This is a genomic window from Aeromicrobium sp. Root495 (genome assembly GCF_001426755.1).
GTDB lineage: Bacteria > Actinomycetota > Actinomycetes > Propionibacteriales > Nocardioidaceae > Aeromicrobium.
Map to the genome: position 1 here is coordinate 1707581 of NZ_LMFJ01000001.1, position 25518 is coordinate 1733098.

Consider the following 25518-nt stretch of genomic DNA (forward strand, 5'->3'; position numbering starts at 1 on the left):
GGCGCAGGTTGGCGCGACACGCCGTCCCAAAAGTGCCAATCTGCGCCACTCGCGGTCAACGGGGGGCGGCGAGGAAGGCGTCGACGGCGGCCTCAGGGCCGCCCGTCGCCTCGACCTCCACGGCGTCCTCGTCGGGCGCGGGCGGCTCGAGGGTGGCGAGCTGCGAGGCGAGCAGGTCGGTGGGCATGAAGTGCCGGCCCTCCTCGAGCCGGTGCTCCATGCGCTCGCGGAGCAGCTCCGGCGGCGCGCTCAGGTAGAGGAACCGGACCCCGGGCGCCGCAGCGCGCAGGACGTCGCGATACGGGCGGCGCAAGGCCGAGCAGCCGGTGACGGCTCCCCCGGTCGCGTGCTCCGCGAGCCAGGCTCCGACCCGCTCGAGCCACGGCCAGCGGTCGTCGTCGGTGAGCGGGACACCGGCCGCCATCTTCTGCTTGGCCTCGGCACTGTGCAGGTCGTCGCCGTCGCGGTGAGGGACGCCGAGGCGCTGCGCCAGGAGCTCGCCCACCGTGGTCTTGCCGACGCCGGAGACGCCCATCACCACGACGAGCGGGGCCGGCGCAGACGGGTTCAGAGCAGGTCCTTGAGCTCCTTGGGCAGCTCGAAGTCCTGCCCGCCGCCGAGGCCGAAGGCATCGGCGCCACCGGCCTGCTTCTGACCGGCGTTCTTGGCCTCGGCCGCACGCTTGGCCGGGTTGCCCGAGCCGCGCTTGCCCTTCTTCTGCTGGGGCTTCTGCTTGGCGCCGGCCCGCTTGCCGCCGCCGATGCCGGGGGCACCGGGCATCCCCGGCATCCCGGGCATGCCTCCACCCTTGGCCATCTGCTGCATCATCTTGCGGGCCTCGAAGAAGCGCTCGACGAGCTGGTTGACGTCGCTGACCTGGGTGCCCGAGCCCTTGGAGATGCGGGCGCGGCGCGAGCCGTCGATCATCTTGGGGTTGTCGCGCTCCTGCGGCGTCATCGACAGGATGATCGCCTTGATCTTGTCGACCTCGCGCTCGTCGAAGTTGGCGAGCTGCTCCTTGAACTGCCCCATGCCCGGCAGCATCCCCATGAGCTTGGACATGGAGCCCATCTTGGAGATGGCCTCCATCTGCTTGAGGAAGTCGTGGAGTGTGAACTGACCACCGGTCAGCCGCTCCATGTCCTTCTGCGCCTGGTCGGCGTCGTAGACCTTCTCGGCCTGCTCGATGAGGGTGAGCATGTCGCCCATGTCGAGGATGCGCGAGGCCATGCGGTCGGGGTGGAAGAGCTCGAGGTCGGTGACCTTCTCGCCCGTCGACGCGAACATGATGGGCCGGCCGGTGACCTGGCGGACCGACAGCGCCGCGCCGCCGCGGGCGTCACCGTCGAGCTTGGAGAGCACCACGCCGGTGAAGTCGACGCCCTCGGCGAACGCCTCGGCGGTCTGGACGGCGTCCTGGCCGATCATGGCGTCGATGACGAAGAGGACCTCGTCGGGGTCGACGGCGTCGCGGATGTCGCGCGCCTGCTGCATGAGCTCGGCGTCGATGGCGAGACGGCCGGCGGTGTCGATGAGCACGACGTCGTGCAGCGTGCGGCGCGCCTCCTCGATGCCCTGACGAGCCACGGCGACCGGATCGCCCTGGCCGTTGCCGGCCTCGGGCGCGTAGACCTTGACGCCGGCACGCTCACCGACGACCTGGAGCTGGTTGACCGCGTTGGGACGCTGCAGGTCGCAGGCCACGAGCAGGGGGCTGTTGCCCTGCTCCTTGAGCCAGTGAGCGAGCTTGCCGGCGAACGTGGTCTTTCCGGCGCCCTGCAGGCCCGCGAGCATGATGACGGTGGGCGGGTTCTTGGCGAACCGGATGCGCCGCGTCTCCCCGCCGAGGATGCCGACGAGCTCCTCGTTGACGATCTTGACGACCTGCTGGGCCGGGTTGAGCGCACCGCTCACCTCGGCGCCGAGGGAGCGCTCCTTGACGCGGGCCACGAAGTCGCGGACGACCGGGACGGCCACGTCGGCCTCGAGCAGCGCGAGGCGGATCTCGCGCGCGGTGGCGTCGATGTCGGCCTCGGAGAGCCGGCCCTTGCCGCGCAGGTTCTTGAACGCGGACTGCAGGCGGTCTTGCAGGGAGTCGAACATCGGTGAGAGAGATCCTCGATCAGGCGGCGGACGGACTGACCCAGCCTATCCGAGGGCCTCGACGCTCGGGGGCCCGACGCTGCGGGGCTAGACGAGAGCGGCGTCGACGGCCACACGGACGCGCGCCGCGGAGGCCTCGTCGAGGGCGTCGCCGTCGGCGTCGACGACGTAGAAGACGTCGCGGGCCTCGTCGCCGTACGTGGAGAGGTGCGCCGAACGGATCGAGTAGCCCAGCTCGGCGATGGCGTTGCTCACGGTCCACACGAGCCCGCGGCGGTCCTGGGCGCGCACCTCCAGCAGCGTCGCGGTCTGCTGGCTCTGCGGCACGATCCGCACGCGCGACGTGGCGCCCTCGACCGGCTTGAGCCGCATGCGCGTGGGAAGGTCCACCTCCCCCGCGATGACCGGTCGGAGGCGCTCGCGCAGCACGGCCGGGTCGACGTCGGGCCGCGAGACCTCCCAGAGCGAGGCGGCCGCGTCGCCGGCCGTGACGAGCCGGACCGAGCGGACCGCCAGACCCTGCAGCGCGAGACCTCCGGCGATCTGGGCGGTGATGCCCGGCCGGTCGGCCGTGACCACGGTGAGCAGCGAGCCACCGTGGTGCTCCTCGACGGTGACCTCCAGGTCCTCCGGCCCCAGGACGCCCGCCCGGGGCAGGGGCACGTGCTCGGGCCAGCCCACGTAGGTGTCGGGGTTGGCGTCGGCGACCGTGTCGTCCAGGACGTCGCGCGTCTTCTCGATGAGGCCGTGCACGAGGCCGCTGCGCCAGGAGGACCAGGCCGACGGCGCCGTGGACCGGGCGTCGGCCTCGGTGAGGGCGGCGAGCAGGTCGAGGAAGCCGGTGGTCTCGACGATCTCGGCCACGTTGGCGGCCGTGGAGGGGTCCTCGATGTCGCGGCGGGTGGCCACCGTGGGCAGGAGCAGGTGCCAGCGCACGAGCCGGCTGATGGTGCGGGACTCCTTCTCCGAGAAGCCCCAGCGCCGGGCGATCTCGAGCGCCACGGGCTCACCGACGACGCTGTGGTCGCCCGGTCGACCCTTGCCGATGTCGTGCAGGAGCGCGGCCACGGCGAGCAGGTCGGGACGGTCGACGTCGCGGCGCAGCGCCGTGGCGGCCACGCACGTCTCCACGCTGTGCCGGTCGACGGTGAAACGGTGCACGGGCGAGCTGGAGCCCCGCAGGCGGATGGCCGACCACTCCGGCAACCAGCGGTCGACGACACCGGCGTAGTCGAGCTCGTCCCACACCGGGACGAGCCCAGGACCGGCCGTGAGCAGGTCGACGAGGCGGCGCCGAGCCTCCTCGGGCCACGGCTCCGGCAGCGGCGCGAGGTCGCGGGCCAGCCGGGCCGCGGTGCTGGAGCCCAGCGGGAGGCCTGCGACGGCGGCGTGCGAGGCCGCGCGCAGGCCCAGCACGGGGTCCTTGCCCGGGCTCGCGTCCGGGGTGAGCACGACCTCGTCGTCGAGACGCCCCACGCCCTGGTCGACCTGCTGGACCCGGGCGTTGTGCGTGCCTGCGCGGCGCTTCAGCGCGGGGTCGATGACGTCCTCGATGCGCCGCCACGTGAGGGCGGAGAGGTGCGCCATGCGCCGTCCGACGTTGCGCACGTGCAGGTCGAGCTGCTCGGGGTCCTGGCCGAGCCGCTCGGCGACGTCGACCATGAGCTCGGGGCCGAGCCGGTCGTTGCGGCGGCCCACCACGGCGTGCAGGGCGTCGCGGACGTCGAGCAGCTCCGAGCGCAGGTGCTCGCTCTCGGCCTGGGGCACGTCGACGAGCCACGTGGCCACGAGAGCGCGCAGCACGACGCCGTCGCGCAGACCTCCGCCGGACTCCTTGAGGTCGGGCACGGCGGTGTGGGCGAGCCAGCCGAAGCGCTCGACCCGCTCCTCGCGGGCGTCGCGGACCTCGGCCACCCGGCGCCGGGCGTCGCGGCGCCAGTCAGCCAGGACGTGCGAGCGCAGTGCGAGGACGAGACCGCTGTCGCCGGCCACCGTCCGCGCGTCGAGCATCCCCATGGCCGCCCGATGGTCCTGCTGCGCGGTCTCCCGCATCTGCGCGGCGTCGCGGACGGAGTGGTCGAGGTCGACCTTGAGGTCCCACAGCGGGTACCAGATGGCCTCGGCCACCTCCTGGACCCGCTCGGCCGGGATGCCCGAGTCGTGCAGGAGCACGACGTCGAGGTCGCTGAACGGGCTCAGCTCGGAACGGCCGTAGCCACCGACCGCCACGAGGGCCAGGCCCTCGCCGGCCCTCGGGTCGCCCGAGGTGGGTGCTGCGGACGCGAAGAGCCGGCGCAGGAGCCGATCGGCCTCATGGGCACGATCGGCACGGTCCTGCGCCGGCTCTTCCACGTCGTCGGTAGCCGAGGTCACCCCCTCAGGGTGCCTCGTGCCTCAGAGAGCTGCTTCGTCGGTCTCGCCGGTGCGCACGCGCACCACGGAGTCGACCGGGACGACCCAGACCTTGCCGTCGCCGATCTTGCCGGTCTGCGCGGCCGCCGTGATGGTGGACACCACGCTCTCGACGTCGGCGTCGTCGACGACGACCTCCAGCCGGATCTTGGGCACGAGCGTCACGTCGTACTCGGCGCCCCGGTAGACCTCGGTGTGGCCCTTCTGCTGGCCGTATCCCGAGGCCTCGGTGACGGTCATGCCCGCCACTCCGGCCGAGGCGAGGGCCTCTCGGACCTCTTCCCACTTGTGCGGCTTGATGACCGCAGTCACGAGCTTCATCTCAGACTCCCGTCTTGAAGGGTGATCCGCCGGTTCCACCGGCGTAGTCGTACGCGGACTCGAGGTGCTCGACCTGGTCGATGCCGGTGACCTCGGACTCCTCGTCGAGACGGAATCCGATGGTCACGTCGATCAACTTACCGATGATGTACGTCAGGACGAACGAGTAGGCCAGGACGGCGACCGCCGCGACGGCCTGCTTGCCGAGCTGATCGGCGTTGCCGCCGTAGAAGAGTCCGTCCACCGAGACGCCACCCGGGTTCTTCGTGGCGAGCAGCCCGATGAGCAGCGTGCCCACCAGTCCGCCCACGAGGTGGACGCCGACGACGTCGAGCGAGTCGTCGAAGCCGAGCTTCCACTTCAGGCTCACCGCGGCGGCGCACAGGACGCCCGCGACGATGCCCAGCACGATGGATCCCAGCGGCGAGACGGCGCTGGCGGCCGGCGTGATGGCCACCAGTCCGGCGACCGCTCCCGAGGCGGCACCGAGGCTCGTCGCCTTGCCCTCCTTGACGAGGTCGTAGGCGAGCCAGCCCGTGATCGCCGCTCCGGTGGCCACGGCGGTGTTGACGAGCGCGAGGCCCGCCAGGCCGTTGGCGCCGACGGCGGAACCGGCGTTGAACCCGAACCAGCCGAACCAGAGGAGGCCGGCACCCAGCAGGACGAAGGGCAGGTTGTGCGGACGCATGGGGTCCTTCTTCCACCCCACCCGCTTGCCCAGCACGAGCGCGAGCGCCAGGCCGGCCGCGCCGGCGTTGATGTGCACCGCCGTGCCGCCGGCGAAGTCGATCGCCTCCAGCTGCGTGGCGATCCAGCCGCCGTCGTCACCGAAGTCGAAGACCCAGTGGGCGACGGGGAAGTAGACGACCGTCATCCAGATGACGACGAAGACGATCCAGGCGCCGAACTTGGCCCGGTCGGCGATCGCGCCGCTGATGAGCGCCACCGTGATAATGGCGAACATGAGCTGGAAGCCGGCGAAGACGAACTCGGGGATCGTCCCGTAGGCGGTGGCGACGCCGATGTTGTCGAAGCCCAGGCGGTCGAGGCCGCCCAGCCAGCCGGAGCCGCCCGGGCTGAAGGCGAAGGAGTAGCCGTAGAGCACCCAGAGGATCGGGACGATCGCCAGTCCGGCGAAGCTCATCATCATCATGTTGAGCACGGTCTTGGAGCGGACCATGCCGCCGTAGAAGAACGCCAGGCCTGGCGTCATGAGCAGGACCAGGGCCGAGCTGGCCAGGATCCACGCGGTGTCGCCGGTATCCATGAAACCTCCGGTAGTCGTGTGAGTCGGGCTGCGCACGGCGCTCGCCCCACAGGACACCTTCGTTTCGTCGGGTTTCGTCCGACGACCCTCCTTGTTGCGGACAGGTCACGAAAACGGGCCGCATGTTACGAGCCGGTTACGCGACCGTGCCGACGTCGGCGCTCAGGTGAGCAGCGCGTCGACGAACTCCTGCGCGTCGAACGGGGCCAGGTCGTCGACGCCCTCGCCCAGGCCCACGAGCTTGACCGGGACGCCCAGCTCGCGCTGGACCGCGACGACGATGCCGCCCTTGGCCGTGCCGTCGAGCTTGGTGAGCACGACGCCCGTGATCTCGACGACCTCGCCGAACACCCGCGCCTGCGTGAGCCCGTTCTGGCCGGTGGTGGCGTCGATGACGAGCAGGACCTCGGTGACGGGGGCCTGCTTCTCGACGACGCGCTTGACCTTGCCGAGCTCGTCCATGAGCCCGGTCTTGGTGTGCAGTCGACCGGCGGTGTCGACCAGGACGACGTCGACGCCGTCCTCGACGCCCTTCTTGACGGCCTCGAAGCCGACGCTGGCCGGATCGGCCTGCTCCGCGCCGCGCACCGTCTCGACCCCCACGCGCTCGCCCCACGTGACGAGCTGCTCGGCGGCGGCGGCGCGGAACGTGTCGGCGGCACCCAGCACGACGGTCTTGTCCTCGGCCACGAGGATGCGGGCCAGGCGACCCACGGTGGTGGTCTTGCCGACGCCGTTGACGCCCACCATGAGGACGACACCCGGCTTGCCGTCGGCGCCCTGCGCCTTGACGCTGCGGTCGAGCGTGGGGTCGACGAGGCGCACGAGCTCCTCGCGCAGCGCTGCACGCGCGGCCTCGGGGGTGGTGATGCCCTCGACCCGGACCCGCGTGCGCAGGGCGTCGACGAGCTCGGTGGTGGGGCCGATGCCGACGTCGGCGGCGAGCAGCGTGTCCTCGAGCTCCTCCCACGCGGCGTCGTCGAGGTGGTCGCGTCCGAGGACGGCGAGCAGACCCTGCCCGAGGGAGGACTGCGAGCGGGCCAGCCTGGCGCGCAGGCGGACCAGACGGCCCTGCGGGGCGTCGGGACGCTCCAGCGTGGCCGTGCCGACGGCAGGACCCTCGTCCGCAGGCTCGACGAGGTCCTCGTCCGGGAGGTGCGGCTCCGGGTGCTCCGGGTGGTCGATCTGCTCCTCGGTGATGGCGTCGAGCACGTCGGGCGGCGGGAGCGCCCGGCCGCCCCGGCGCACGAGCAGCGCGGTGCCACCGCCGATCACGACGACGGCGGCCACGAGGACGATGATGAGGGTCGTCAGAGTCACACGCTCACCCTAGTAGCGACCGCGGACCCGTGCGGCACGCCGCCCAGCGTCAGGACGTGGTCCGCCCGGGCGAGGACCGCCGGCGCATGCGTGAGCAGGACCACGGTGTGCCGCCCCCGCAGGGACACGACGTCGTCCAGGAGCCGCTCGGCCGTCGCCTCGTCGAGGTGCTCGGTGGGCTCGTCGAGCACGAGGACCCGGTGCCCGGCCAGGAGCAGCCGGGCGAGGGCGAGACGCTGCCGCTCGCCGCCGGACAGCCTGCAGCCGCGCTCCCCCACCTCGAGGTCGAGCCCGTCCACGCTGCCGGACACGAGATCGTCGAGCCCGGCCTCTGCGAGCGCCGTCGTCATGGCGTCGTCGGTGGCGTCGGGACGGCCGAGCCGCAGGTTCTCGCGCAGCGTCGTGTCGAACACCGTCGCGTCCTGGCCCAGCAGCCCCACGACGTCGCGCACCTGCGACCCGCGCAGCCGGTCGAGCGGGACACCGCCGAGGGTCACGTCCCCCTCGCGGGTCGGCAGGAGCCTGGCGAGCGTCAGCGCCAGGGTGGTCTTGCCGGAGCCGCTCGGCCCGGTCACCGCGACGACCGAGCCTGCCGGCACCTCCAGGCTGAGACCTCGGGCGCCGGGGTGGCCGCCGGGCCACCCCACGCCGACGTCGCGCAGCTCCAGGTCGAACCCCGTCGGCTCGACGGGCGGACCCGTCGGCTCCTCCAGCGGCGCGGCGCGCGCGGCCAGCGCGGCGACACGCTCCTTCGCTGCCGCGACCTCCGGACGCAGCCGTTCGGCATCCGCCACGGCGGTGAGCACGTCGAGGAGGGCCAGCGGTGACAGCGCGACCACCGCGGCGAGCGCCGGGGACGGCGCGCCGGCCAGCAGCACGGCCGCGCCGGAGGCTGCGGCAGCGACCACCAGGACCACGGCATGACCCAGGCCGTCGAGCCGGGATCCCCGGCGGTCTGCACGGGCCAGGGCGTCGACGGAGGTGTCGGCTGCTGTCCGCTGCGCCACGGGGACGCCCAGCGCCACGAGGTCGGGTGCGGCGTGCACCAGCTCGGTGAGGTCGGCGGCCAGCGTGCCCCCGTCGTCGCCGTCGGGCCGTCGTGCCGTCCTCGGCACCAGGACCCGCAGCGCCCCGAGCGTGAGAGCGGACTGCAGCGCGAGCACCAGGCCGGCCCTCGGCTCCACCACACCGACGACGACCACGACCGCCGAGCACGACACGACCGCCGAGACCCACGGCAGCCTGAGGCGCAGGTAGCCGTCCTGGACCAACTCGACGTCGGTCACGACCCGTCGCACGACGTCGCCCGAGCGAAGGCCGGACCCGTCGGCCGTGGTCCTCGGCGGGGCGAGGGCCACGACCCCGGCACGACGCAGATGGCCGTAGGCCTCGACGCGCAGCCCTGTGGCGCGGCGCAGCGCGAGGTCGTGGGCGACGAGCCGCTCGGCGTACCGCAGCGCGGCCCGCCCGATCCCGAAGAAGCGGACGCCCACGATCGCGACCATGAGGTAGAGGACGGGCGGGTGCTCGGCGGCCCTCACGATGAGCCAGCCCGAGGTCAGGAGAAGCCCGGCGGAGGCCAGCTGCGCGGCTGCGGCCAGGAAGCCGCCCAGCACGGCGTGCCCGGTCGGACGGCGGCTCATGCGAGCACCCCGGTCGGCGTCTCGAGGTGGAGGCGCCGGTCGGCCGCCGTCACCGCCTCCGCACGGTGCGCCACGACGACGACGGCCACGCCCGTCGCGGCCACGTCGCGCAGGGTCGCGAGCACGGCGTGCTCGCGCTCGGCGTCCAGACCTGCGGTGGGCTCGTCCATCAGCAGGATCCGGGCGCCACCCGCGCGCACCCGCAGGAACGCCCTCGCCAGGCCCACGCGCCGCCGCTCTCCCGAGGAGAGCCCGAGACCGGACTCGCCCACGGGCCGGTCGGGACGCAGGTCGTCCGCACTCGCGTCCCGCAGGGCCCGACGCACGTCGTCGTCCGTGGCCGCGGGTGCGCCGAGACGGACGTTGGACCCCACGGTCCCCGAGACGAGACCGGGCACCTGAGGGACCCACGCGATCTCCTGGCGCCAGAGCTCGACGTCGAGGTCGGCGAGATCGAGACCACCGACGACGACGCGTCCCGTGTCAGGACGCACGAAGCCCAGCAGGACCGCCAGGAGCGTCGACTTGCCGCAGCCCGAGGCGCCGGTGACGGCGAGCACCTCGCCCGGACGGACGTGGGCGTGGTCGAGCCGCAGCGCCGGCCTGACCCGTCCGGCGCGACGGACCTCCACGCCGTCCAGCACGATGTCGAGGTCGGGTCCCGGCTCCGCGGAACCGCCACGGGGCCCGCCCTCCAGGACGGCCAGAGCGTCCTGCGCGGCCTCCACGCCGGCGGTGCTGTCGTGGTACTGCGCACCGAGCCGGCGCAGCGGAAGGTAGGCCTCGGGCGCGAGGAGCAGCGCGAACAGACCCGTCTCCAGGCCCAGGTCTCCATGGACGACCCGCAGGCCGATCGAGACCGCGACGAGCGCGACGGACAACGTCGAGAAGAGCTCCAGGACCAGGGCCGAGAGGAAGGCCGTGCGGAGAGTCTCCATCGTGATGCGGCGGTGGCGCTCCCCCACCTCGCGCAGGCCGCGCTGCTGGTGGCGTCCGAGCGCGGTGAGGGTCGTGAGTCCGTTGAGCACCTCGGAGAAGTGTCGACCGAGCCGCGCCAGCTCGTGCCAGCGCCGATCGGTCCGGTCGCGGGTCACGAGCCCGACCAGCACGAGGAACACCAGGACGAGCGGGACCGTCAGGACCACGACGAGGGCCGACAGCGGGTCGACGACCAGCAGGGCCGCCACGACCGCCGGGGGCGTGAGGGCGGCGAGCACGAGCTGGGGAAGGAATCGGGCGACGTAGCCGTCGAGGCGGTCGAGACCGCCGCCGACCAACGTCGCCAGGCGTGCGCTGTCCGGCAGCGGCTCCAGGCGGCGAGGGTCCAGCACGGCCGCGACGAGGTCGTGGCGGAGTCCGGCCTTGACGTCGGCAGCGGCCCGGACGCTCACGACGGACTGCCACCAGTCGAGCAGGCCCCGCAGCGCGAGGCATGCGGCCAGCCCGGCAGCCGCCGGGCGCAGGTCGTCACCGGCGAAGGCGCTCGCCACCCCGTGCGCCACGAACCAGGCCTGGCCGAACGTCGCGACGGTGGCCAGCAGCCCGAGCACCACCGTGACGGCCAGGAACCGGCGCGCGGCCGGGGACCGCTGAAGGAGTCTCGGGTCGACGGGTCCCACGTCAGTGCCCCGTGGTGGCCGGCGCCGGGGAGTCGGGGATGTGGTGGACGCCCAGACGTCGGCGGAACACCCAGTACGACCACGCCTGGTAGCCGACCACGAGAGGCGTGAAGAAGACCGCGACCCACGTCATGATCTTCAACGTGTACGGCGTGGAGGCGGCGTTGGTCGTCGTCAGGTCCCAGGCCGGATCGAGCGAGGACGGCATGACCGCCGGGAACAGCGACCAGAAGAGCATGGCCGTGACGGCGGCGATCGCGACGGCCGTCCCCACGAACGCCCACCCCTCGCGCCCTCGCCACGTGGCGCCCAGCCCTGCGAGGAACGCTGCCGCAGCCAGCGCGCCGAGCCCCCACACCGCGGCCTCGCCCGCGTCGGCCGCGGTCCAGGTGATGAACGCGACGGCGAGCGCTGCGGCCACAACCCCGGCCCGCATGGCCAGCGCACGGGCCCGCACCCGGACGTCGCCCTCGGTCTTGAGCGAGACGAAGACCGCGCCGTGCACGAGGAACACCGAGGTCGTGGTGAGACCGCCGAGGACCGCGTACGGACCCAGCAGGTCGAGGAGGGACCCCACGAACTCCTTGTCGGCGTCGATGGGGACGCCCCGCACGATGTTGGCGAGGGCGACGCCCCACAGGAACGCCGGGACGACGGAGCCCGCGATGATCCCGACGTCCCAGCGACGCCTCCACTCCGGCTCGGGCCGCTTGCCCCGGAACTCGATGCCCACGGCCCGCACGATGAGTGCCACCAGGATGAGGAACAGCGGCAGGTAGAAACCGCTGAACAACGTCGCGTACCACTCCGGGAACGCCGCGAAGGTCGCACCGCCGGCCACGACGAGCCAGACCTCGTTGCCGTCCCACACCGGGCCGATCGTGTTGAGCAGCAGCCGGCGCTCCTTGTCGTCACGGGCGAGGACGCCCATCAGCATCCCGACCCCGAAGTCGAAGCCCTCGAGGACGAGGTAGCCGACCCACAGGCCGGCGATGAGGAGGAACCAGACGGTCGTGAGCTCCATGACAGATCTCCTAGTAGGCGAAGGCGAGCGGTGACTCGCCGTCGTGGAGGACGGGCGGGTCGGCCGGCGGCAGACCCTTCCTGATGTAGGTGAGCAGGAGCTTCACCTCGACCACGGCCAGGACGCCGTAGAGGAGCGTGAAGCCCACGAGGCTCGTCGCGACCTCGGCGACCGTGGTGCCGGGCGAGACGCCGGCCGACGTCGGCATGAGGCCGAAGACCACCCAGGGCTGGCGCCCCATCTCGGTGAAGATCCAGCCGAAGGAGTTGGCGGCGAGCGGCAGGAGAGGGAGGGCGATCGCACCGGCTCCCAGCCACCGGGCGCCGCGTGGCGTCGCGCCGGGTCTCCGTGAACGACGCGTGCTCCACAGCATGATCAGGGCGACGCCCATCGCTGCGGCACCTGCGCCGATCATCCAGCGGAACGTCCAGTAGGTGACGGGGATGTTCGGCCGGTAGTCACCGGGACCGTAGGTCTGCTGGTACTCCTCCTGGAGGTCGTTGATCCCCTCCACCTCGCCGTCCCAGCTCCCGGTGGCCATGAAGGACAGCAGGTGAGGGACCTCCACCTGGAAGGTCGGCTCCGACCCGTCGGGCGTCCCGAGGGTGAACGGCGAGAACGGCGCGGGGGCCGTGGTCTCGTAGAGGGCCTCGGCCGCCGCCATCTTCATGGGCTGGACCTCGGTCATCACCTTGGCCTGCATGTCGCCCGTGACGATCGTGCCGAGACCGGACAGCATGACGGTCACGGCGCCCAGGCGCAGGGCCGTGGTGAATGCGCTCCGGTCGAGCCGGGCGTCGTCGTCGGTGCTGTCCCTGAGCCGCAGCAGGTGCCACATGGAGACACCGGCGACGAGGGCACCGCCCACCATGAAGCAGCCGAACATCGTGTGCGGGAAGGTCACGAGCACGACCTTGTTCGTGAGCACCGCCATGAAGTCGGTCAGCTCGGCGCGGCCCCGCTCGGCGTCGAACGTGTAGCCGACGGGGTTCTGCATGAAGGAGTTCGCGGCCAGGATGAAGTAGGCCGACAGGGCCGTGCCGACCGCGGCGATCCAGATGCAGGCCAGGTGGAGGGCCGGCCGCAGCCGGTCCCAGCCGAAGATCCAGAGCCCCAGGAAGGTCGACTCCAGGAAGAACGCGAGCAGCCCCTCGATCGCGAGGGGTGCGCCGAAGATGTCGCCCACGAACCGGGAGTAGTCGCTCCAGTTCATGCCGAACTGGAACTCCTGCACGATGCCGGTGGCGATGCCGAGCGCGAAGTTGATGAGGAAGAGCTTCCCGAAGAAGCGCGTGAGCCGGAGGTAGCGCTCGTCGCCCGTCCGGTGCCAGGCCGTCTGCAGGATCGCGACGAGGAAGACCAGTCCGATCGTGACCGGGACGAAGAAGTAGTGGTAGACCGTGGTGGCTCCGAACTGCCACCGTGCGAGGTCGAGCGCTTCCATGGTGACCCTTCTCCTACGTCGCGTAGTAGTTGTCCTACTACGCACTGTAGGACTATCTGGGGTCAGGCGCCAACCAAGTCCTACCTCACGTAGTAGATTGGACCCATGCCGAACCTGGGAGAGCTCGAACGCTCCGTCATGAACGTGCTCTGGGACGCCGCCGATCCGCTGTCCGTGCGGGAGGTCCAGGACGCACTGGGCGACCGCGACCTCGCCTACACCACCGTCATGACGGTGCTCGACCGCCTCGGCGGCAAGGACATGGTGGACCGTGAGCGGGACGGGCGGGCCTTCCGCTACGTCGCGCGGATGACCCGCGACGCCGCGACCAGCGAGGTGCTGCACGCCGCGCTCGACGCCTCGGGCGACCGGACCTCGGCCCTCCTGCACTTCGCCCGGACGGTCGACCCGAGCGAGGCCGCTGCGCTCCGGGCCGTCCTGGCCGAGATCGAGGCGGCTGACGACAGCGCATGACCCCCTTCCTGCTGGGCCTGATCGGGCTGGCGCTCGCACTCCCCGTGCCGGCGCTGCTCGCGCGGGCCCGGTGGACGCTGCGCTCCCCCGGCGCAGCGATCGTGCTGTGGCAGTCGCTCGCGCTCGCCGCCATCCTCGCCATGAGCGGCGCCGGGCTGGCCACCGCGCTCTGGCTCGTGTCCGGCGACCACCCGTCGGAGTGGAAGGTCGCCCTGCACGCCGCGGTGCTGGGGTTCGGCGTGCTCGTCTGGGCGCGGTTCTGGTGGTCGGCGTGGCACTCCTGGCGCGACACCCTGGCCGGGCGCGACCGGCACCGTCGTCTCGTCGACCTCCTGGGCGAGCCCCACGGCCTCGCCCCGGCCGTGCGGATCCTGGCCGAGGAGACACCGGTCGCCTACTGCATCCCCAAGCGCGGCGACAACCGTCTGGTCGTCTCCCGCGGGACCATCGAGACGCTGGGCGACTCCTCGCTCGACGCCGTCCTGGAGCACGAACGTGCGCACGTCCGGGCCCGGCACGACCTCGTGCTCGAGGGGTTCACCTTCCTCCACCGGGCCTTCCCCCGGGTCCTGCGCACCGACGCCCCACTGCGCCAGAGCCAGGTGATGGTGGAGCTGCTGGCCGACGACGCCGCTCGGCGTCGCACGGGCGACGCGGCGCTGGCCCGCGCGATCGTCGCGCTCGCCGGGAGCAGCACGCCTGCGGGCGCCCTGGGTGCGGGGAGCGAGGCCGCCGTGCGGCTGGAGCGCATCCGACGTCGTGATCCTCGCGGGGACCGGCTCGCTGCCCTCGCCTGCTACCTGATCTCCGCCGTCGTCCTCGTGGTGCCCACGGTGCTGCTGGCCATCCCGTGGATGCTGCACGCCTGGTCCGAGCTGACCTGACCCCCGCTCCTCACGCGCCGCCCGCGGTCAGGTGAGGGGCTCGAGGACCGCGCGGATGGCGTCGGGGACGGGTGTGACGGAGCGGTCGGCGCCGGTGACGTACACATGGACGAACATCCCGACGGCGGCCGGCTGCTCGAGGTCGCCCTGGAACAGCGCGATCTCGTACACGACGCTCGACGTCCCCAGCCGCGTGACTCGCAGGCCCGCCTCGACGGTGCCGGGGAACCGCAGCTCGCGCTTGAACCGGCAGCCCGTCTCGGCCACCACGCCGTACTCGGGAAGGGTCCGGATGTCGGTGCCGGTGGCCTCGATGAGCCAGCCGTTCACGGCCGTGTCGAAGAACGAGTAGTAGACGACGTTGTTGACGTGCCCGTAGACGTCCTCGTCCTCCCACCGCGTGGTGATCGAGTAGGTCGCCGGGTAGGCCGCGAGCGCCAGCACGTCGTCGCTCATGCGGTGACGCTCTCGTCCTCGCGCAGTCGCTGGCTGATGACGGTGGACACGCCGTCGCCCCGCATGGAGACGCCGTACAGCGCGTCGCCGACCTCCATCGTGCGCTTCTGGTGCGTGATGACGATGAGCTGGGAGTTGGCCCGCAGCTCCTCGTACAGCTCGAGCAGACGGCCCAGGTTGGTGTCGTCGAGCGCCGCCTCGACCTCGTCGAGGATGTAGAACGGGCTGGGTCGCGCCTTGAACAGCGCCACGAGGAACGCCACCGCCACGAGCGAGCGCTCTCCACCGGAGAGCAGCGAGAGCCGCTTGACCTTCTTGCCGGGCGGGCGGGCCTCGACGTCGATGCCCGTGGTCAGCATGTTCTGCGGGTCGGTGAGGACCAGCTGGCCCTCACCTCCGGGGAACAGCCGTGTGAACGCGTCCTGGAACTCGCGCTCGACGTCGTACCAGGCCTCGGTGAAGACCTGCTCGACCTTGGCGTCGACCTCCTCGACGATCTCGAGCAGGTCCTGACGTGTCTTGCGGAGGTCGTCGAGCTGCTCGGACAGGAACTGGTGACGCTCCTCGAGTGCCGTGAACTCCTCGAGGGCCAACGGGTTGACCTTGCCGAGCATGGCCATGGACCGCTCCGCCGTCCGGAGCCGCTTGGTCTGCTCCGCGCGGTCGAAGGGGCGCGGCTCGGCCGCGGGGGCGTCGTCGGGCGGCGGCTCGTCACCCTCCGCGGTGAGGGAGGGCGGCACGAGCTGGTCGGGACCGTAGTCGGTGACGAGCGTGTCGGCCTCGATGCCGAGCTCCTCGAGCGCACGCGTCTCGAGCGACTCCAGGCGCAGGCGCTGCTCGGCGCGCGCCATCTCGTCGCGGTGCACCGAGCTGGTGAGCGCCTCGAGCTCCTCGCCGAGCCCGCGCAGGTTCTGGCGCACCTCGCGCAGCTGCTCCTCGCGGCCGCTGCGGGACTGCTCGATGCTCGCGCGCTGAGCCGAGGCCCGCGCGATGGAGCCGTCGAGGTGGAGCAGGACGACGTCGCTCACGGCCGACACGGCGCGGGCGACCTCGGCCTCGCGCAGCTGACGCTCGCGCCGCTCACGCGCCTTGATGCGCGCCTCGCGCTCGGCCTGCGCGGTCTCGAGCAGCGCCACGGCCTGGCCGTCGAGGGCCCGCGCCCGCTCCTCGTTGGTGCGCAGCAGGAGCCGGGCCTCGGTCTCGGTGCGTCGCGAGGCGGAGGCCGCCTCGGCCAGCTCCTCGAGCACGGTGGTGTCGGGGTCCTCCTCGGGCGTGGACTCGGCCAGGGAGAGCCGCTCCTCGAGACCGGCCAGTCCCTCCTGGTCGCGCTCGTGGGCCTCGCGTGCCTCGACGATGGACGCCGACAGCCGCTCGGCCTCGGCGCGGGAGGCCCGCGCGGTGGAGCCGAGGTGTCCGAGCTCCTCGGCCACGGCGGCCATCTCGGCGTCGGACTCGTGCAGCCCGGCGAGCGCGGCGTCGACCTTCTCCTGGGCCGCCTCGCTCTCCGCCTGGCGTGCCTGGCGCTCGAAGCGCACCGACTCGAGCGTGCTGGTGACGGCGGCGAGGTCGGTCTCGGCCTGGTCGATGGCGGCCTGGACCTCGATGAGGCTGGGCACGGAGGACGAGCCGCCCACGGCGAAGTGACCGCCGATGACGTCGCCCTCCCGCGTGACGGCGGTGACGTCGGGGGCCTGGGCGAGGAGGCGACGGGCGGCCTCGAGGTCGTCGACGACGGCCATCTTGAACAGCAGCCGGCGCAGGGCCGCGTCGAGGGAGGCGGGTGCGTCGACGACGTCGACCGCGTACGTGGCGAAGTCGGGCAGCCCGGGCCACGTGGAGTCGTCGACGGTGCCGGTGGCACCGCCGAGCAGGAGCCCGGCGCGGCCGAGGTCCTCGGACTTGAGCTTCTCGAGGGCCGTGACGGCGGTGTCGAGGTGGTCGACGGCCACGGCGTCGGCGGCGTTGCCGAGCGCGGACGCGATGGCGGCCTCGTAGCCGGAGCGCACGGTGAGCAGCGCGGCGACCGATCCCAGCAGCCCGCTGAGCTCGTCGGAGGCGGCCAGCAGGGCACCCGCGCCGTCCTTGCGCGCCAGGCCCAGCTCGAGGGCCTCCTTGCGCGCGGCGATGGCGGCCAGCTGCTTGCCGGCCTCCTGCTCGCGCTCGGTGAGCTCGGTGAGACGGCCCGACGCCTCGGCGAGCTCGGCCTCGGCCTGCTCGAGGGCGTCGTCCAGGCCGGACTCGCCGGCGTTGAGTCCGGCGATCTCGTTCTCGCGGGTCCGGAAGGCCTTCTCGGCCTCGTCGGCGCGCTCGACGGCGGCGTCGCGCGCCCGGGTGAGGCGGCCCAGCTCGGCGTCGGCGGCCTCGGCGCGGCTCTTGAGGGCGTTGACCTGGCCGTGCAGACGGGCCAGACCCTCGCGCTGGTCGGCGGCGGCCCGCAGGAGGCCGGCGATGCGCCGCTCCTCCTCGGTGTAGGCGGCCTCGGCCCGCCCTCGGCCGGCGACAGCCTCCTCCAGCGCGGCGGACGCCTCCTGCACGGCACCGCTCAGCGCCGTGTGCTGCTCCCGGACGCGGGCGGCCTCGGCCTCCAGCTCCTCGGGGTCGCGGCCGGTGGGCCGGTCGTCGGTCTCCACGGCGGCGAGCCGCATGCGTTCGGTGGCCAGCCCGACGGTGCCACGCAGGCGCTCGCGGAGACCGGACAGGGCGTACCAGGTCTCCTGGGCCGTGGAGAGCGCGGGCGAGTCGGCCCGCAGCTGGTCCTCGAGCTCCATCTCGTGCTTGCGGGCGAGCCGGACGGCCTCGTCGACCGTGGCCTTGCGCTGCTTGAGAGCGGCCTCGTCGGCTGCGTCGGTGGCGATGGTCTCGCGGGCCGAGACGATGTCGTCGGCGAGCAGGCGGGCCCGGGCGTCACGGGCGTCGGCCTGGATGACGGCGGCGCGGCGGGCCACCTCGGCCTGACGGCCGAGCGGCTTGAGCTGGCGGCGCAGCTCGGTGAGCACGTCGTTCAGACGCGTCAGGTTGCCCTGCGTGGCGTCGAGCTTGCGGAGAGCCTTCTCCTTGCGCTTGCGGTGCTTGAGGACGCCGGCCGCCTCCTCGATGAAGCCGCGGCGCTCCTCGGGCGTGGCTCGCAGGACGGAGTCCAGCTGACCCTGGCCGACGATGACGTGCATCTCGCGGCCGATGCCGGAGTCGCTCAGCAGCTCCTGGACGTCGAGGAGCCGGCAGCCCGTGCCGTTGATGGCGTACTCCGAGCCGCCGTTGCGGAACATCGTGCGCGAGATCGTGACCTCGCTGTACTCGATGGGCAGCGCACCGTCGGTGTTGTCGATCGTGAGCACGACCTCGGCACGGCCGAGCGGCGGGCGTCCCGCCGTGCCGGCGAAGATGACGTCCTCCATCTTGCCGCCGCGCAGCGACTTGGCGCCCTGCTCGCCCATGACCCAGGCGAGCGCGTCGACGACGTTGGACTTGCCGGAGCCGTTGGGTCCGACGACGCACGTGATGCCCGGCTCGAGCTGCAGGGTGGTGGAGGACGCGAACGACTTGAACCCTCGCAGCGTGAGGCTCTTGAGGTACACGGTTCTCCTCGGCAGCGGACGGTCGACTTCAGCCCACCCTAGGGCTTCGGATCACCGTGCAGGGTCAGGGACATGAGTGAGCCCCCGGTCAGGGAACCGGGGGCCAGGTCCGTGAGACGGACGAGACGGTCTCAGTGAGCCGCTTCGAGGAGGTCACTCGCGGTGACCTGGTCGACGCGCTCGCTGAGGGTCTTCAGCAGTCCGTCGTTCTCGATCTTGAGGCGCAGCACCTCGGCCTCGAGATCAGCGACGCGCCGACGAAGACGGGCCGTCTCATGGATCTGGTCGGGGGTGGGTCCGCCGACATAACCGATGAGAGCCTTGGCCATGGCAGTCCTCCGCAAGGAAAATAGGGCCGGATCGCAGCGATGGCTGCGTCTGCCAGTGTCCCACCGCCGGGCCTGCCAGGTCAAACCTCGCCAGGGCTCGTCCCCGCTGGGGTCGGGCGGTGTCCCGGTGCACTGACCCGGGCTAGGTTCGAGGGCGTGAGCGACGATCTCTTCCGTCCTGTCGGACCGCCCTGGCAGCGGGTCTCCCCCGCCCTGACCAAGGCCCTCCGCATCCTGTGCGTGCTGCCGCTGCTGCTGCTCGCGGTCGTGCTCGCCGTGCTCGGTGTCCTGCTGCCCGTGCCCTCCGTCGTCTCGTGGGTCCTGCTCGGCGCCGCTGCTGCGACGGTCCTCGGCGCTGCCTGGACCTGGTCGTGGGCCGACCGCTCGCGGCGCGCGGTGGGGTACGCCGAGCAGGAGGACGACCTCATCGTGAGCAGCGGCGTCATGTTCCGTCGCCTGGTCGCCGTGCCCTACGGGCGCATGCAGTTCGTCGACGTCTCCGCCGATCCTCTGGAGCGCTGGCTGGGCATCGCCACCGTCACGCTCCACACCGCGAGCACGGAGACGGCGGCCGAGATCCCTGGCCTGCCGGCCGAGGAGGCCACGCGACTGCGCAACCGGCTCACCGAGCTCGGCGAGAGCAGGGGCTCCGGTGTCTGACCCCGACGCCGCCCCGCAGCACACGCCGCCCCCTGCTCCGGCCGGCCCGGCCGCCCCGGCCGTCGGGCGTCGGACCCACCCGCTCACCGGCCTGCTCCAAGGAGTGCTGTGGGCCTTCGCCGGCGTCGCCTCGCTGACCGGCAGCCTCCTCGGCGACGGCTGGGGCAACGTGCCCACGTGGGTCGCGCTCCTCGTGGCCGTCGTCGGCGGGCTCGCGCTCGGCGAGGCGGCCGGGTTCCTGCAGTGGTACTTCACGCGCTACGTCATCGACACCGCCGAGGTCCGGGTGGAGCGCGGGATCCTCACCAAGACGTCGCGCCGCATGCCGTTCGAACGGATCCAGTCCGTCGACATCGCCGAGCCGCTCCTCGCCCGGGCGTTCGGCCTGGCCGAGCTGCGCATCGACATGGCGGGCGGCGACGACGCCGGCACCACGCTGCGCTTCCTCACCCTCGAGGAGGCCCGGGCCACGCGCCGGCTCCTCCTCGACCGCGCCCACGGACGCGAGCACGACGCGTCGGTCCGGCACGACGTGCAGGGCGACCTCGTCGCCGAGGCCTCGCCGGCCCAGGTGCTGCTGGGCACGCTCGTGAGCCTCGACTTCGTGATCGCGGTCCTGGGCGGCGTGGGTCTTCTCGTGGCGTCGCTGGTGGCGGGACAGGTGGTGGTCTTCCTCGGCGGCGTCGTCGCCGTGGGCACGTGGCTCATCCAGATCGTGGGCCAGCGCGTCATCCGCCAGTGGGGGTTCACGCTCCACCGCACGCCCGACGGTCTCCGCATCGAGCGTGGACTGCTCTCGCGGACGTCGCAGACCATCCCCTTCGCGCGGGTGCAGGGCGTCGCCGTGCACGAGCCGTTCGTGTGGCGCCGGCTCGGCTGGTCACGTCTCGACGTCGACGTGGCCGGGTACGCGAAGGCCGGCGGCGACGACGCCACCGCCACGTCCTCCACGTTGCTTCCCATCGCCGACCGCGAGGTCACCGCACGGGTGCTCGAGACCCTGGTGCCCGGCGCGTTCTCCGCCGAGCCCGACGTGCAGGCGCCGTCGCGCGCCTGGCCCGTCGACCCCGTCGCCTGGCGGTTCCGTCGCGTCGGCTCGAACGAGCAGGGGTTCACCGCCCGCGAGGGCTGGGTCGAGCGCCGCACGAGCGTCGTGCCGCACCACAAGGTGCAGTCGGTGGAGGTCCGCCAGGGGCCTCTCGGTCGCCGGCTGGGGCTGGCCACCGTGGAGATCCACACGCCCGACGGGCCCGTCGACGCGGACGGCAAGAACCTCGACGCCGAGACCGCGCGGTCGGTCGCGCTCGCCGAGCTCGACCTCGCTCGGACCGCACGTCGCGGCGCCTGACCCGGCTCGCACCGCCGTCCAGACCTGCCGCAGGAGACGGGCTCAGCCGCCGCTGGTGTCGTCCTCGGCTGCGGCGTCGAGCGCCGCGTGAAGGTCGCGGTCCCTCAGCCAGCCGTCGGGCAGCGCCACCTTGCGGGGGCTGCCCTGGCGACCGCGCGGGGTGCCGAGCTGGTCGACGGGATAGGTCTCGTCGGGGTCGAGGTCGCCCAGCAGCGAGTCGAGGGCCGCATAGGACGAGACGAGGCCCAGCTGCGAGCGCACCGCCGATCCGGCCTTGAAGCCCTTGAGGTACCAGGCGACGTGCTTGCGGAACTCCACGCAGCCCCGCTCCTCCCCCAGCCAGTCACCCAGGAGCTGGGCGTGGCGGCGCATCATCGCGGCCACCTCACCGAGGGTGGGGAGGGCAGTGGACGGATCCCCGCGGAACGCGTCGTCGAGGTCGCGGAACAGCCAGGGTCGGCCGAGGCAGCCGCGGCCCACGACCACGCCGTCGCAGCCGGTCTCCTCCACCATCCGGACGGCGTCGGCCGCCTCCCAGATGTCGCCGTTGCCGAGCACGGGGATGTCGACGGCCGCCTTGAGCTCGGCGATGGACGACCAGTCGGCACGGCCGGAGTAGTGCTGGGCCGCCGTGCGGCCGTGCAGCGCGATGGCTGCGGCACCCGTGTCCTGCGCGATCCGACCGGCGTCGAGGAACGTGAGGTGGTCGTCGTCGATGCCCTTGCGGGTCTTCATCGTGACGGGGACGCCGTACGGCTCGGCAGCGCCGACCGCGGCGGTGAGGATGTCGCCGAGGAGGGTGGCCTTCCAGGGCAGCGCCGCTCCCCCGCCCTTGCGCGTGATCTTGGGGACCGGGCAGCCGAAGTTGAGGTCGACGTGCGAGACGCCGTGGTCGGCGCAGAGGATCTCGACCGCCCGACCGATGTAGACGGGGTCGATCCCGTAGAGCTGTACGGATCGCACCGACTCGTCGGCGGCGAACGTGAGCATCGAGAGGCTCGTGGCGTCGCCCTCGACGATCCCGCGCGACGTGATCATCTCGCACACGTAGAGACCGCGGCCCTGCTCCGCGCAGAGCTGGCGGAACGCGACGTTGGTGACGCCGGCCATGGGCGCGAGCACCACGGGGACAGGCACCTCGAGGCCGCCGAGACGCAGCGGCCCGGGCAGCGTGGCGCTCGTGGGAGCGACGGTCGAGGTGGTCACGGATCCATTCTCCCAACAGACGCCCGGAGCGACGAATCCGCTGTTCGTCCACATTCGTCCGAGCCGGTCTTGACCCTATTCGAACACCTGGTCTATATTGGTTCCATGACCGCTCAACCGATCGACTCGCACCCCTTGGTGGCTGGTGTCTCGGTGCTGCACGCGGGATTGGACCGGATGGCGTTGGATGCGTGGTCGGGTCTCGAGCCGGGTGAGGTGCGGCGGCTGTCGGCTGAGATGGCGAGGGTCGAGGCCCGGTTGGCGGCACACAAGATGGCCGCGGCCCGTGCCCTGGAGGCTGCCGGTACCGCCCGACAGTCGGGGGCAACCTCCACCGGAAACCTGCTGGCACGCGACTTCGGAGGCGACGAGGCGGCCGGGCACCGGTTGGTCAAGACGGCGGCCAAGCTGGCCAAGACCACTCACACCCAGGACGCGCTGGCGCGGGGTGAGGTGACGTTCGAGCAGTCCTCCGTCATCGCGACCGGTCTGGACAAGCTCCCGGGTGATGTCACCGAGACGCAGCGCGACCTGGCCGAACGGACGTTGCTCAAGGATGCTGAGCGGTTGACGATCCGAGACCTACGGCGGCGCACCGACCGGCTGATGGACGTCTACGCGGCCAAGCCCGACGTCGACGCCCATGAGAACGAGCTGCTCGTCTCGCGAGAGCAGGCCGCGCGCCGGAACGCGTCGTTCGTGATGTGGGACAAGAAGAACGGCATGCGCGGATACCGCGGCGAGGTCCCCGAGGCCGAAGCCGTCATGCTCCGCACCGCACTCGAAGCGTTGGCGGCGCCGTCACGAGCCCACCTAAGCGATCCTGACGCGACCCTGGGACCCGTCCCTGAGGACGCCGGCGACCCGGCCCACCGGATGGGCCGAGCGTTCACGGACCTGTGCTCCCACCTCCCCGTCGAGGAGCTTCCGTCCAACGGCGGCGTCGGCGCCCAGGTCGTCGTCACCCTCGAGCACCAGACCCTCCTCGACGGGATCGCACCAGCCACACTCTCGGACGGAACCCGGATCTCAGCCGGACAAGCCCGCAAGCTCGCCTGCAGGGTGGGCATCATCCCGATGGTGCTGGACGGGACGTCCCTGCCCACGGAGTACGGACAGTCCAAGCGCTACTTCACGAAGTATCAGCGCATCGCCCTCGCCAACCGGGACGGCGGCTGTTCGTTCCCCACCTGCGACAGGCCACCCGAGTGGACCGAGGCACACCACCTCACCCCCTACTCCCTGGGCGGCAAGACCGACCTGCAGGACGGGACCCTCCTCTGCACGAGACACCACCACCACGTCCACGACCACCACTGGGAACACCGCATCGCAGCCGACGGACACGTCGAGTGGAGACCACCAGGCCACACCACCTGGCAACGGAACGCCCGGTACCGGACGACGCCCGCATGACCGCGATCAGGAGACCCGGCCCGGGGCTGAGACTCCTCCCCGCGGAAGCTCTGCCGCACCGGGTAACCGGTCGGTCTCAGGGTCGACGCTGGGAGACCCGCCGGAGAAGAGGGAGCAGCCCCGGCGAGAGGCGTCGAGCTCCTGCGCTGTGCCGCGGGGAGGAGCACCCACCACTCAACCCGATCGTCGGCCCGATTCCAAGGGGCGTCGACCCATATTCGTGCGAAAGTCTCAAGAACGTCATCAGCGCGGGACGATCCAGCCGTTCTCGACGGCCACGCGCACCGCCTCGGCGCGGGTCCGGGCGCCGGTCTTGCCGATGGCCGAGGAGAGATGGTTGCGCACCGTCCCCTCCGAGAGGAACAGGACCTTGGCGATGTCGGCCACCGTCCCACCCTGCGCGGCCGCCCGCAGGACGTCGGTCTCGCGCTCCGTGAGAGGCGAGTCGCCCTGGGTGAGGGAGTCCGCGGCGAGCGACGGGTCCACGACCCGGAGCCCCTGATGGACGCGGCGCACGGCATCGGCCAGCTGCGCGGCCGGCGTGTCCTTCACGACGAACCCGGCCGCGCCGGCCGCCATGGCCTGCTTGAGGTACCCCGGACGGCCGAACGTGGTCACCATGAGGACGCGGCAGTCCGGCATGGCGTCGCGCAGGAGGCCGGCGGCCGAGAGACCGTCGAGACCTGGCATCTCCACGTCGAGCAGGGCGACATCGGGGCGGTGCGCGAGGGCGGCCTCCACCACGCGGTCACCACTCTCGACCTCGACCACCACCTCGAGGTCGGGCTCGAGCGAGAGGAGCGCGGCCAGGGCGCCGCGCACGAGGGCCTGGTCGTCCGCCAGGAGCAGACGGATGGTCATGACCTCACCGCCAGGCGGAGCTCGAAGCCCCGACCATCGGGACCGGGACCACTCGTCACGGTGCCACCGGCGGCGCGGACCCGCTGGCGCAGCCCCTCGAGGCCGTTGCCGTCGCCCGCGGTGCGGCCGGGCCCCACGCCGTCGTCCAGGATGCTCAGCACCGACTCACTCATGCTGACGTCGCACCGGGTGGCGGAGCTGTGCCGGATGACGTTGGTGACCGCCTCACGCAGGGTCCAGGCGTAGAGCTCGCGCACGGCGCTGGGCACGGCGTCGGCCACGGTGGGCAGATGGGGCTCGATGCCGGCGGACTCCAGGGCCGAGCGGGCCGCCGCGATCTCGCGTGGCAGGGAGAGAGACCGAAGACCCGAGGTGGTGGAGCGGACGTCGGCCAGGGCGTCGCGGGCCAGCCGTTGGATGTCCTCGAGCTCCGACCGTGCTCGCACCGGATCGGCGTCGACCAGCTTGCCGCCCAGCTCGGACTTGACCGCGATGACCGTGAGCGAGTGCCCCAGGATGTCGTGCAGGTCGCGAGCGATCCGTGAACGCTCCTCCTCGATGGCCAGGTCGGACAGCTCCTTCTCGGCCCGGGCCAGCTGGGCCTGGCGCTGGAAGCCGATCCGGAACGACCACACCGCACCGGTGGCCAGCAGCACGGCGAAGTCGTTGCCGTGGGCGGCCCAGCCGTCGACCACGCGGCCGGCGACGAACACGCCCGCGAACAGGAGCGCGGCCACCACGAGGCCGGACCAGGCCCGGAACGTGGAGACCGCGATGGCGGCGACGAAGACGATGCACGTGAGCGCCTGGTCGCCGGCGCCCGGGATCACGCCGGTGAACAGGACGAGCATGACGACCGTCAGGAGCACCGCGGTGCCGTGACGGCCGTTCACGTGGACCCAGCGGGTGAGCGAGAGGCCCACGAGGTAGACCACCACGAACGCGCCGAGACTCGCGAGCCCGAGCCACTCCTGCCAGTCGCCCGAACGGTCCAGCAGCGCGCCCAAAGGGTTGCCGAGGAAGACGAGCCAGATGCCGGCGCCCAGGACCCGCCCCCAGGCGGAGCGGTCCGGCGCGACTCTCTCGATGCTCACGGCCTCATTGTCCCCCGGTCAGACCCGGGCCGTGTCGCGGCTCATGCGCCACGCGGCGCCCG

The 25518-nt window shown here is 72.3% G+C and carries 21 protein-coding genes; 5 read left to right on the top strand and 16 right to left on the bottom strand.

What is annotated here, in order from left to right; genetic code table 11:
* Positions 1 to 55: 55 nt before the first annotated feature.
* From ASD11_RS08545 to ASD11_RS08590, 10 genes are all read right to left on the bottom strand, one after another.
* A complete protein-coding gene (locus tag ASD11_RS08545; protein ID WP_056288618.1) occupies positions 56 to 535 on the bottom strand; it encodes a gluconokinase in 480 nt (159 codons plus the stop codon).
* Positions 536 to 567: 32 nt separating this feature from the next.
* Positions 568 to 2103 (bottom strand): signal recognition particle protein, encoded by a 1536-nt coding sequence (gene ffh / locus ASD11_RS08550; RefSeq protein ID WP_056285852.1) that lies wholly within the window; start codon positions 2101 to 2103, stop codon positions 568 to 570.
* An 87-nt stretch (positions 2104 to 2190) separates the two neighbouring features.
* Complete coding sequence (locus ASD11_RS08555; RefSeq protein WP_056285854.1) at positions 2191 to 4476, bottom strand: [protein-PII] uridylyltransferase; 2286 nt, start codon at positions 4474 to 4476, stop codon at positions 2191 to 2193.
* Positions 4477 to 4497: 21 nt separating this feature from the next.
* Complete coding sequence (locus tag ASD11_RS08560; RefSeq protein ID WP_056285856.1) at positions 4498 to 4836, bottom strand: P-II family nitrogen regulator; 339 nt, start codon at positions 4834 to 4836, stop codon at positions 4498 to 4500.
* 1 nt (position 4837) lies between these two features.
* Positions 4838 to 6103, bottom strand: coding sequence for an ammonium transporter (locus ASD11_RS08565; protein WP_056285860.1), 1266 nt, complete (start codon positions 6101 to 6103; stop codon positions 4838 to 4840).
* A gap of 162 nt (positions 6104 to 6265) precedes the next feature.
* The gene (gene ftsY, locus ASD11_RS08570; protein ID WP_235503278.1) at positions 6266 to 7423 is read right to left on the bottom strand and encodes a signal recognition particle-docking protein FtsY; all 1158 of its coding nucleotides are present in this window, start codon (positions 7421 to 7423) and stop codon (positions 6266 to 6268) included.
* Entirely contained in the window at positions 7420 to 9066 is a 1647-nt protein-coding gene (gene cydC, locus ASD11_RS08575; RefSeq protein WP_056285865.1) for a thiol reductant ABC exporter subunit CydC, read from the bottom strand. The genes ftsY and cydC overlap by 4 nt, the downstream gene beginning before the upstream one ends.
* The gene (cydD, locus tag ASD11_RS08580; RefSeq protein WP_056285866.1) at positions 9063 to 10685 is read right to left on the bottom strand and encodes a thiol reductant ABC exporter subunit CydD; all 1623 of its coding nucleotides are present in this window, start codon (positions 10683 to 10685) and stop codon (positions 9063 to 9065) included. Before cydD ends, cydC begins: the two co-directional genes overlap by 4 nt.
* Before the next feature lies 1 nt (position 10686).
* On the bottom strand, positions 10687 to 11709 hold the full coding sequence (gene cydB, locus ASD11_RS08585; protein WP_056285870.1) for a cytochrome d ubiquinol oxidase subunit II: 1023 nt from the start codon (positions 11707 to 11709) through the stop codon (positions 10687 to 10689).
* Between the two features lie 10 nt (positions 11710 to 11719).
* Positions 11720 to 13153, bottom strand: coding sequence for a cytochrome ubiquinol oxidase subunit I (locus tag ASD11_RS08590; RefSeq protein ID WP_056285871.1), 1434 nt, complete (start codon positions 13151 to 13153; stop codon positions 11720 to 11722).
* Between the two features lie 105 nt (positions 13154 to 13258).
* Here ASD11_RS08590 and ASD11_RS08595 point away from each other — a divergent pair, with 105 nt between their 5' ends.
* Both ASD11_RS08595 and ASD11_RS08600 read left to right on the top strand, forming a co-directional pair.
* Positions 13259 to 13627 carry a BlaI/MecI/CopY family transcriptional regulator gene (locus tag ASD11_RS08595; RefSeq protein WP_056285874.1) on the top strand — a complete coding sequence of 123 codons (369 nt, stop codon included), beginning with the start codon at positions 13259 to 13261 and terminating at the stop codon, positions 13625 to 13627.
* Positions 13624 to 14511, top strand: a complete 888-nt coding sequence (locus ASD11_RS08600) for a M56 family metallopeptidase (RefSeq protein WP_056285876.1) — start codon at positions 13624 to 13626, stop codon at positions 14509 to 14511. The genes ASD11_RS08595 and ASD11_RS08600 overlap by 4 nt, the downstream gene beginning before the upstream one ends.
* A 27-nt stretch (positions 14512 to 14538) precedes the next feature.
* Here the strand turns inward: ASD11_RS08600 and ASD11_RS08605 are convergent, their stop codons facing one another.
* From ASD11_RS08605 to ASD11_RS08615, 3 genes are all read right to left on the bottom strand, one after another.
* Positions 14539 to 14967: an acyl-CoA thioesterase gene (locus ASD11_RS08605; RefSeq protein WP_056285880.1), complete on the bottom strand. Its 429-nt coding sequence runs from the start codon at positions 14965 to 14967 to the stop codon at positions 14539 to 14541.
* Complete coding sequence (smc, locus tag ASD11_RS08610) at positions 14964 to 18542, bottom strand: chromosome segregation protein SMC (RefSeq protein ID WP_056285883.1); 3579 nt, start codon at positions 18540 to 18542, stop codon at positions 14964 to 14966. Before smc ends, ASD11_RS08605 begins: the two co-directional genes overlap by 4 nt.
* 131 nt (positions 18543 to 18673) lie before the next feature.
* On the bottom strand, positions 18674 to 18871 hold the full coding sequence (locus tag ASD11_RS08615; protein WP_056285887.1) for a hypothetical protein: 198 nt from the start codon (positions 18869 to 18871) through the stop codon (positions 18674 to 18676).
* 156 nt (positions 18872 to 19027) lie between these two features.
* Here ASD11_RS08615 and ASD11_RS08620 point away from each other — a divergent pair, with 156 nt between their 5' ends.
* On the top strand, positions 19028 to 19531 hold the full coding sequence (locus tag ASD11_RS08620) for a PH domain-containing protein (RefSeq protein ID WP_056285890.1): 504 nt from the start codon (positions 19028 to 19030) through the stop codon (positions 19529 to 19531).
* Entirely contained in the window at positions 19524 to 20879 is a 1356-nt protein-coding gene (locus tag ASD11_RS08625; RefSeq protein ID WP_082554243.1) for a PH domain-containing protein, read from the top strand. Before ASD11_RS08620 ends, ASD11_RS08625 begins: the two co-directional genes overlap by 8 nt.
* A 42-nt stretch (positions 20880 to 20921) precedes the next feature.
* Here the strand turns inward: ASD11_RS08625 and dusB are convergent, their stop codons facing one another.
* Positions 20922 to 22085: a tRNA dihydrouridine synthase DusB gene (dusB, locus tag ASD11_RS08630; RefSeq protein ID WP_056285896.1), complete on the bottom strand. Its 1164-nt coding sequence runs from the start codon at positions 22083 to 22085 to the stop codon at positions 20922 to 20924.
* A gap of 105 nt (positions 22086 to 22190) precedes the next feature.
* On the opposite strand from dusB, the gene ASD11_RS08635 reads away from it, so the two are divergent.
* On the top strand, positions 22191 to 23501 hold the full coding sequence (locus tag ASD11_RS08635) for an HNH endonuclease signature motif containing protein (RefSeq protein ID WP_082554245.1): 1311 nt from the start codon (positions 22191 to 22193) through the stop codon (positions 23499 to 23501).
* A 243-nt stretch (positions 23502 to 23744) separates the two neighbouring features.
* On the opposite strand, the gene ASD11_RS08640 is transcribed toward ASD11_RS08635, so the two are convergent.
* Both ASD11_RS08640 and ASD11_RS08645 read right to left on the bottom strand, forming a co-directional pair.
* Positions 23745 to 24362 (bottom strand): response regulator transcription factor, encoded by a 618-nt coding sequence (locus ASD11_RS08640; RefSeq protein ID WP_056285903.1) that lies wholly within the window; start codon positions 24360 to 24362, stop codon positions 23745 to 23747.
* The gene (locus ASD11_RS08645; protein ID WP_056285906.1) at positions 24359 to 25456 is read right to left on the bottom strand and encodes a sensor histidine kinase; all 1098 of its coding nucleotides are present in this window, start codon (positions 25454 to 25456) and stop codon (positions 24359 to 24361) included. Before ASD11_RS08645 ends, ASD11_RS08640 begins: the two co-directional genes overlap by 4 nt.
* Positions 25457 to 25518: the final 62 nt, after the last annotated feature.

What these genes read in the sequence shown, in the direction of transcription:
- ASD11_RS08560 (WP_056285856.1), bottom strand. Translation starts at nt 4,836, where the DNA reads ATGAAGCTCGTGACTGCGGTCATCAAGCCGCACAAGTGGGAAGAGGTC.
- ASD11_RS08590 (WP_056285871.1), bottom strand. Translation starts at nt 13,153, where the DNA reads ATGGAAGCGCTCGACCTCGCACGGTGGCAGTTCGGAGCCACCACGGTC.
- cydB (WP_056285870.1), bottom strand. Translation starts at nt 11,709, where the DNA reads ATGGAGCTCACGACCGTCTGGTTCCTCCTCATCGCCGGCCTGTGGGTC.
- ASD11_RS08595 (WP_056285874.1), top strand. Translation starts at nt 13,259, where the DNA reads ATGCCGAACCTGGGAGAGCTCGAACGCTCCGTCATGAACGTGCTCTGG.
- ASD11_RS08605 (WP_056285880.1), bottom strand. Translation starts at nt 14,967, where the DNA reads ATGAGCGACGACGTGCTGGCGCTCGCGGCCTACCCGGCGACCTACTCG.
- ASD11_RS08600 (WP_056285876.1), top strand. Translation starts at nt 13,624, where the DNA reads ATGACCCCCTTCCTGCTGGGCCTGATCGGGCTGGCGCTCGCACTCCCC.
- ASD11_RS08640 (WP_056285903.1), bottom strand. Translation starts at nt 24,362, where the DNA reads ATGACCATCCGTCTGCTCCTGGCGGACGACCAGGCCCTCGTGCGCGGC.
- ASD11_RS08635 (WP_082554245.1), top strand. Translation starts at nt 22,191, where the DNA reads ATGACCGCTCAACCGATCGACTCGCACCCCTTGGTGGCTGGTGTCTCG.
- ASD11_RS08545 (WP_056288618.1), bottom strand. Translation starts at nt 535, where the DNA reads ATGGGCGTCTCCGGCGTCGGCAAGACCACGGTGGGCGAGCTCCTGGCG.
- cydC (WP_056285865.1), bottom strand. Translation starts at nt 9,066, where the DNA reads ATGAGCCGCCGTCCGACCGGGCACGCCGTGCTGGGCGGCTTCCTGGCC.
- ffh (WP_056285852.1), bottom strand. Translation starts at nt 2,103, where the DNA reads ATGTTCGACTCCCTGCAAGACCGCCTGCAGTCCGCGTTCAAGAACCTG.
- ASD11_RS08615 (WP_056285887.1), bottom strand. Translation starts at nt 18,871, where the DNA reads ATGGCCAAGGCTCTCATCGGTTATGTCGGCGGACCCACCCCCGACCAG.
- ASD11_RS08565 (WP_056285860.1), bottom strand. Translation starts at nt 6,103, where the DNA reads ATGGATACCGGCGACACCGCGTGGATCCTGGCCAGCTCGGCCCTGGTC.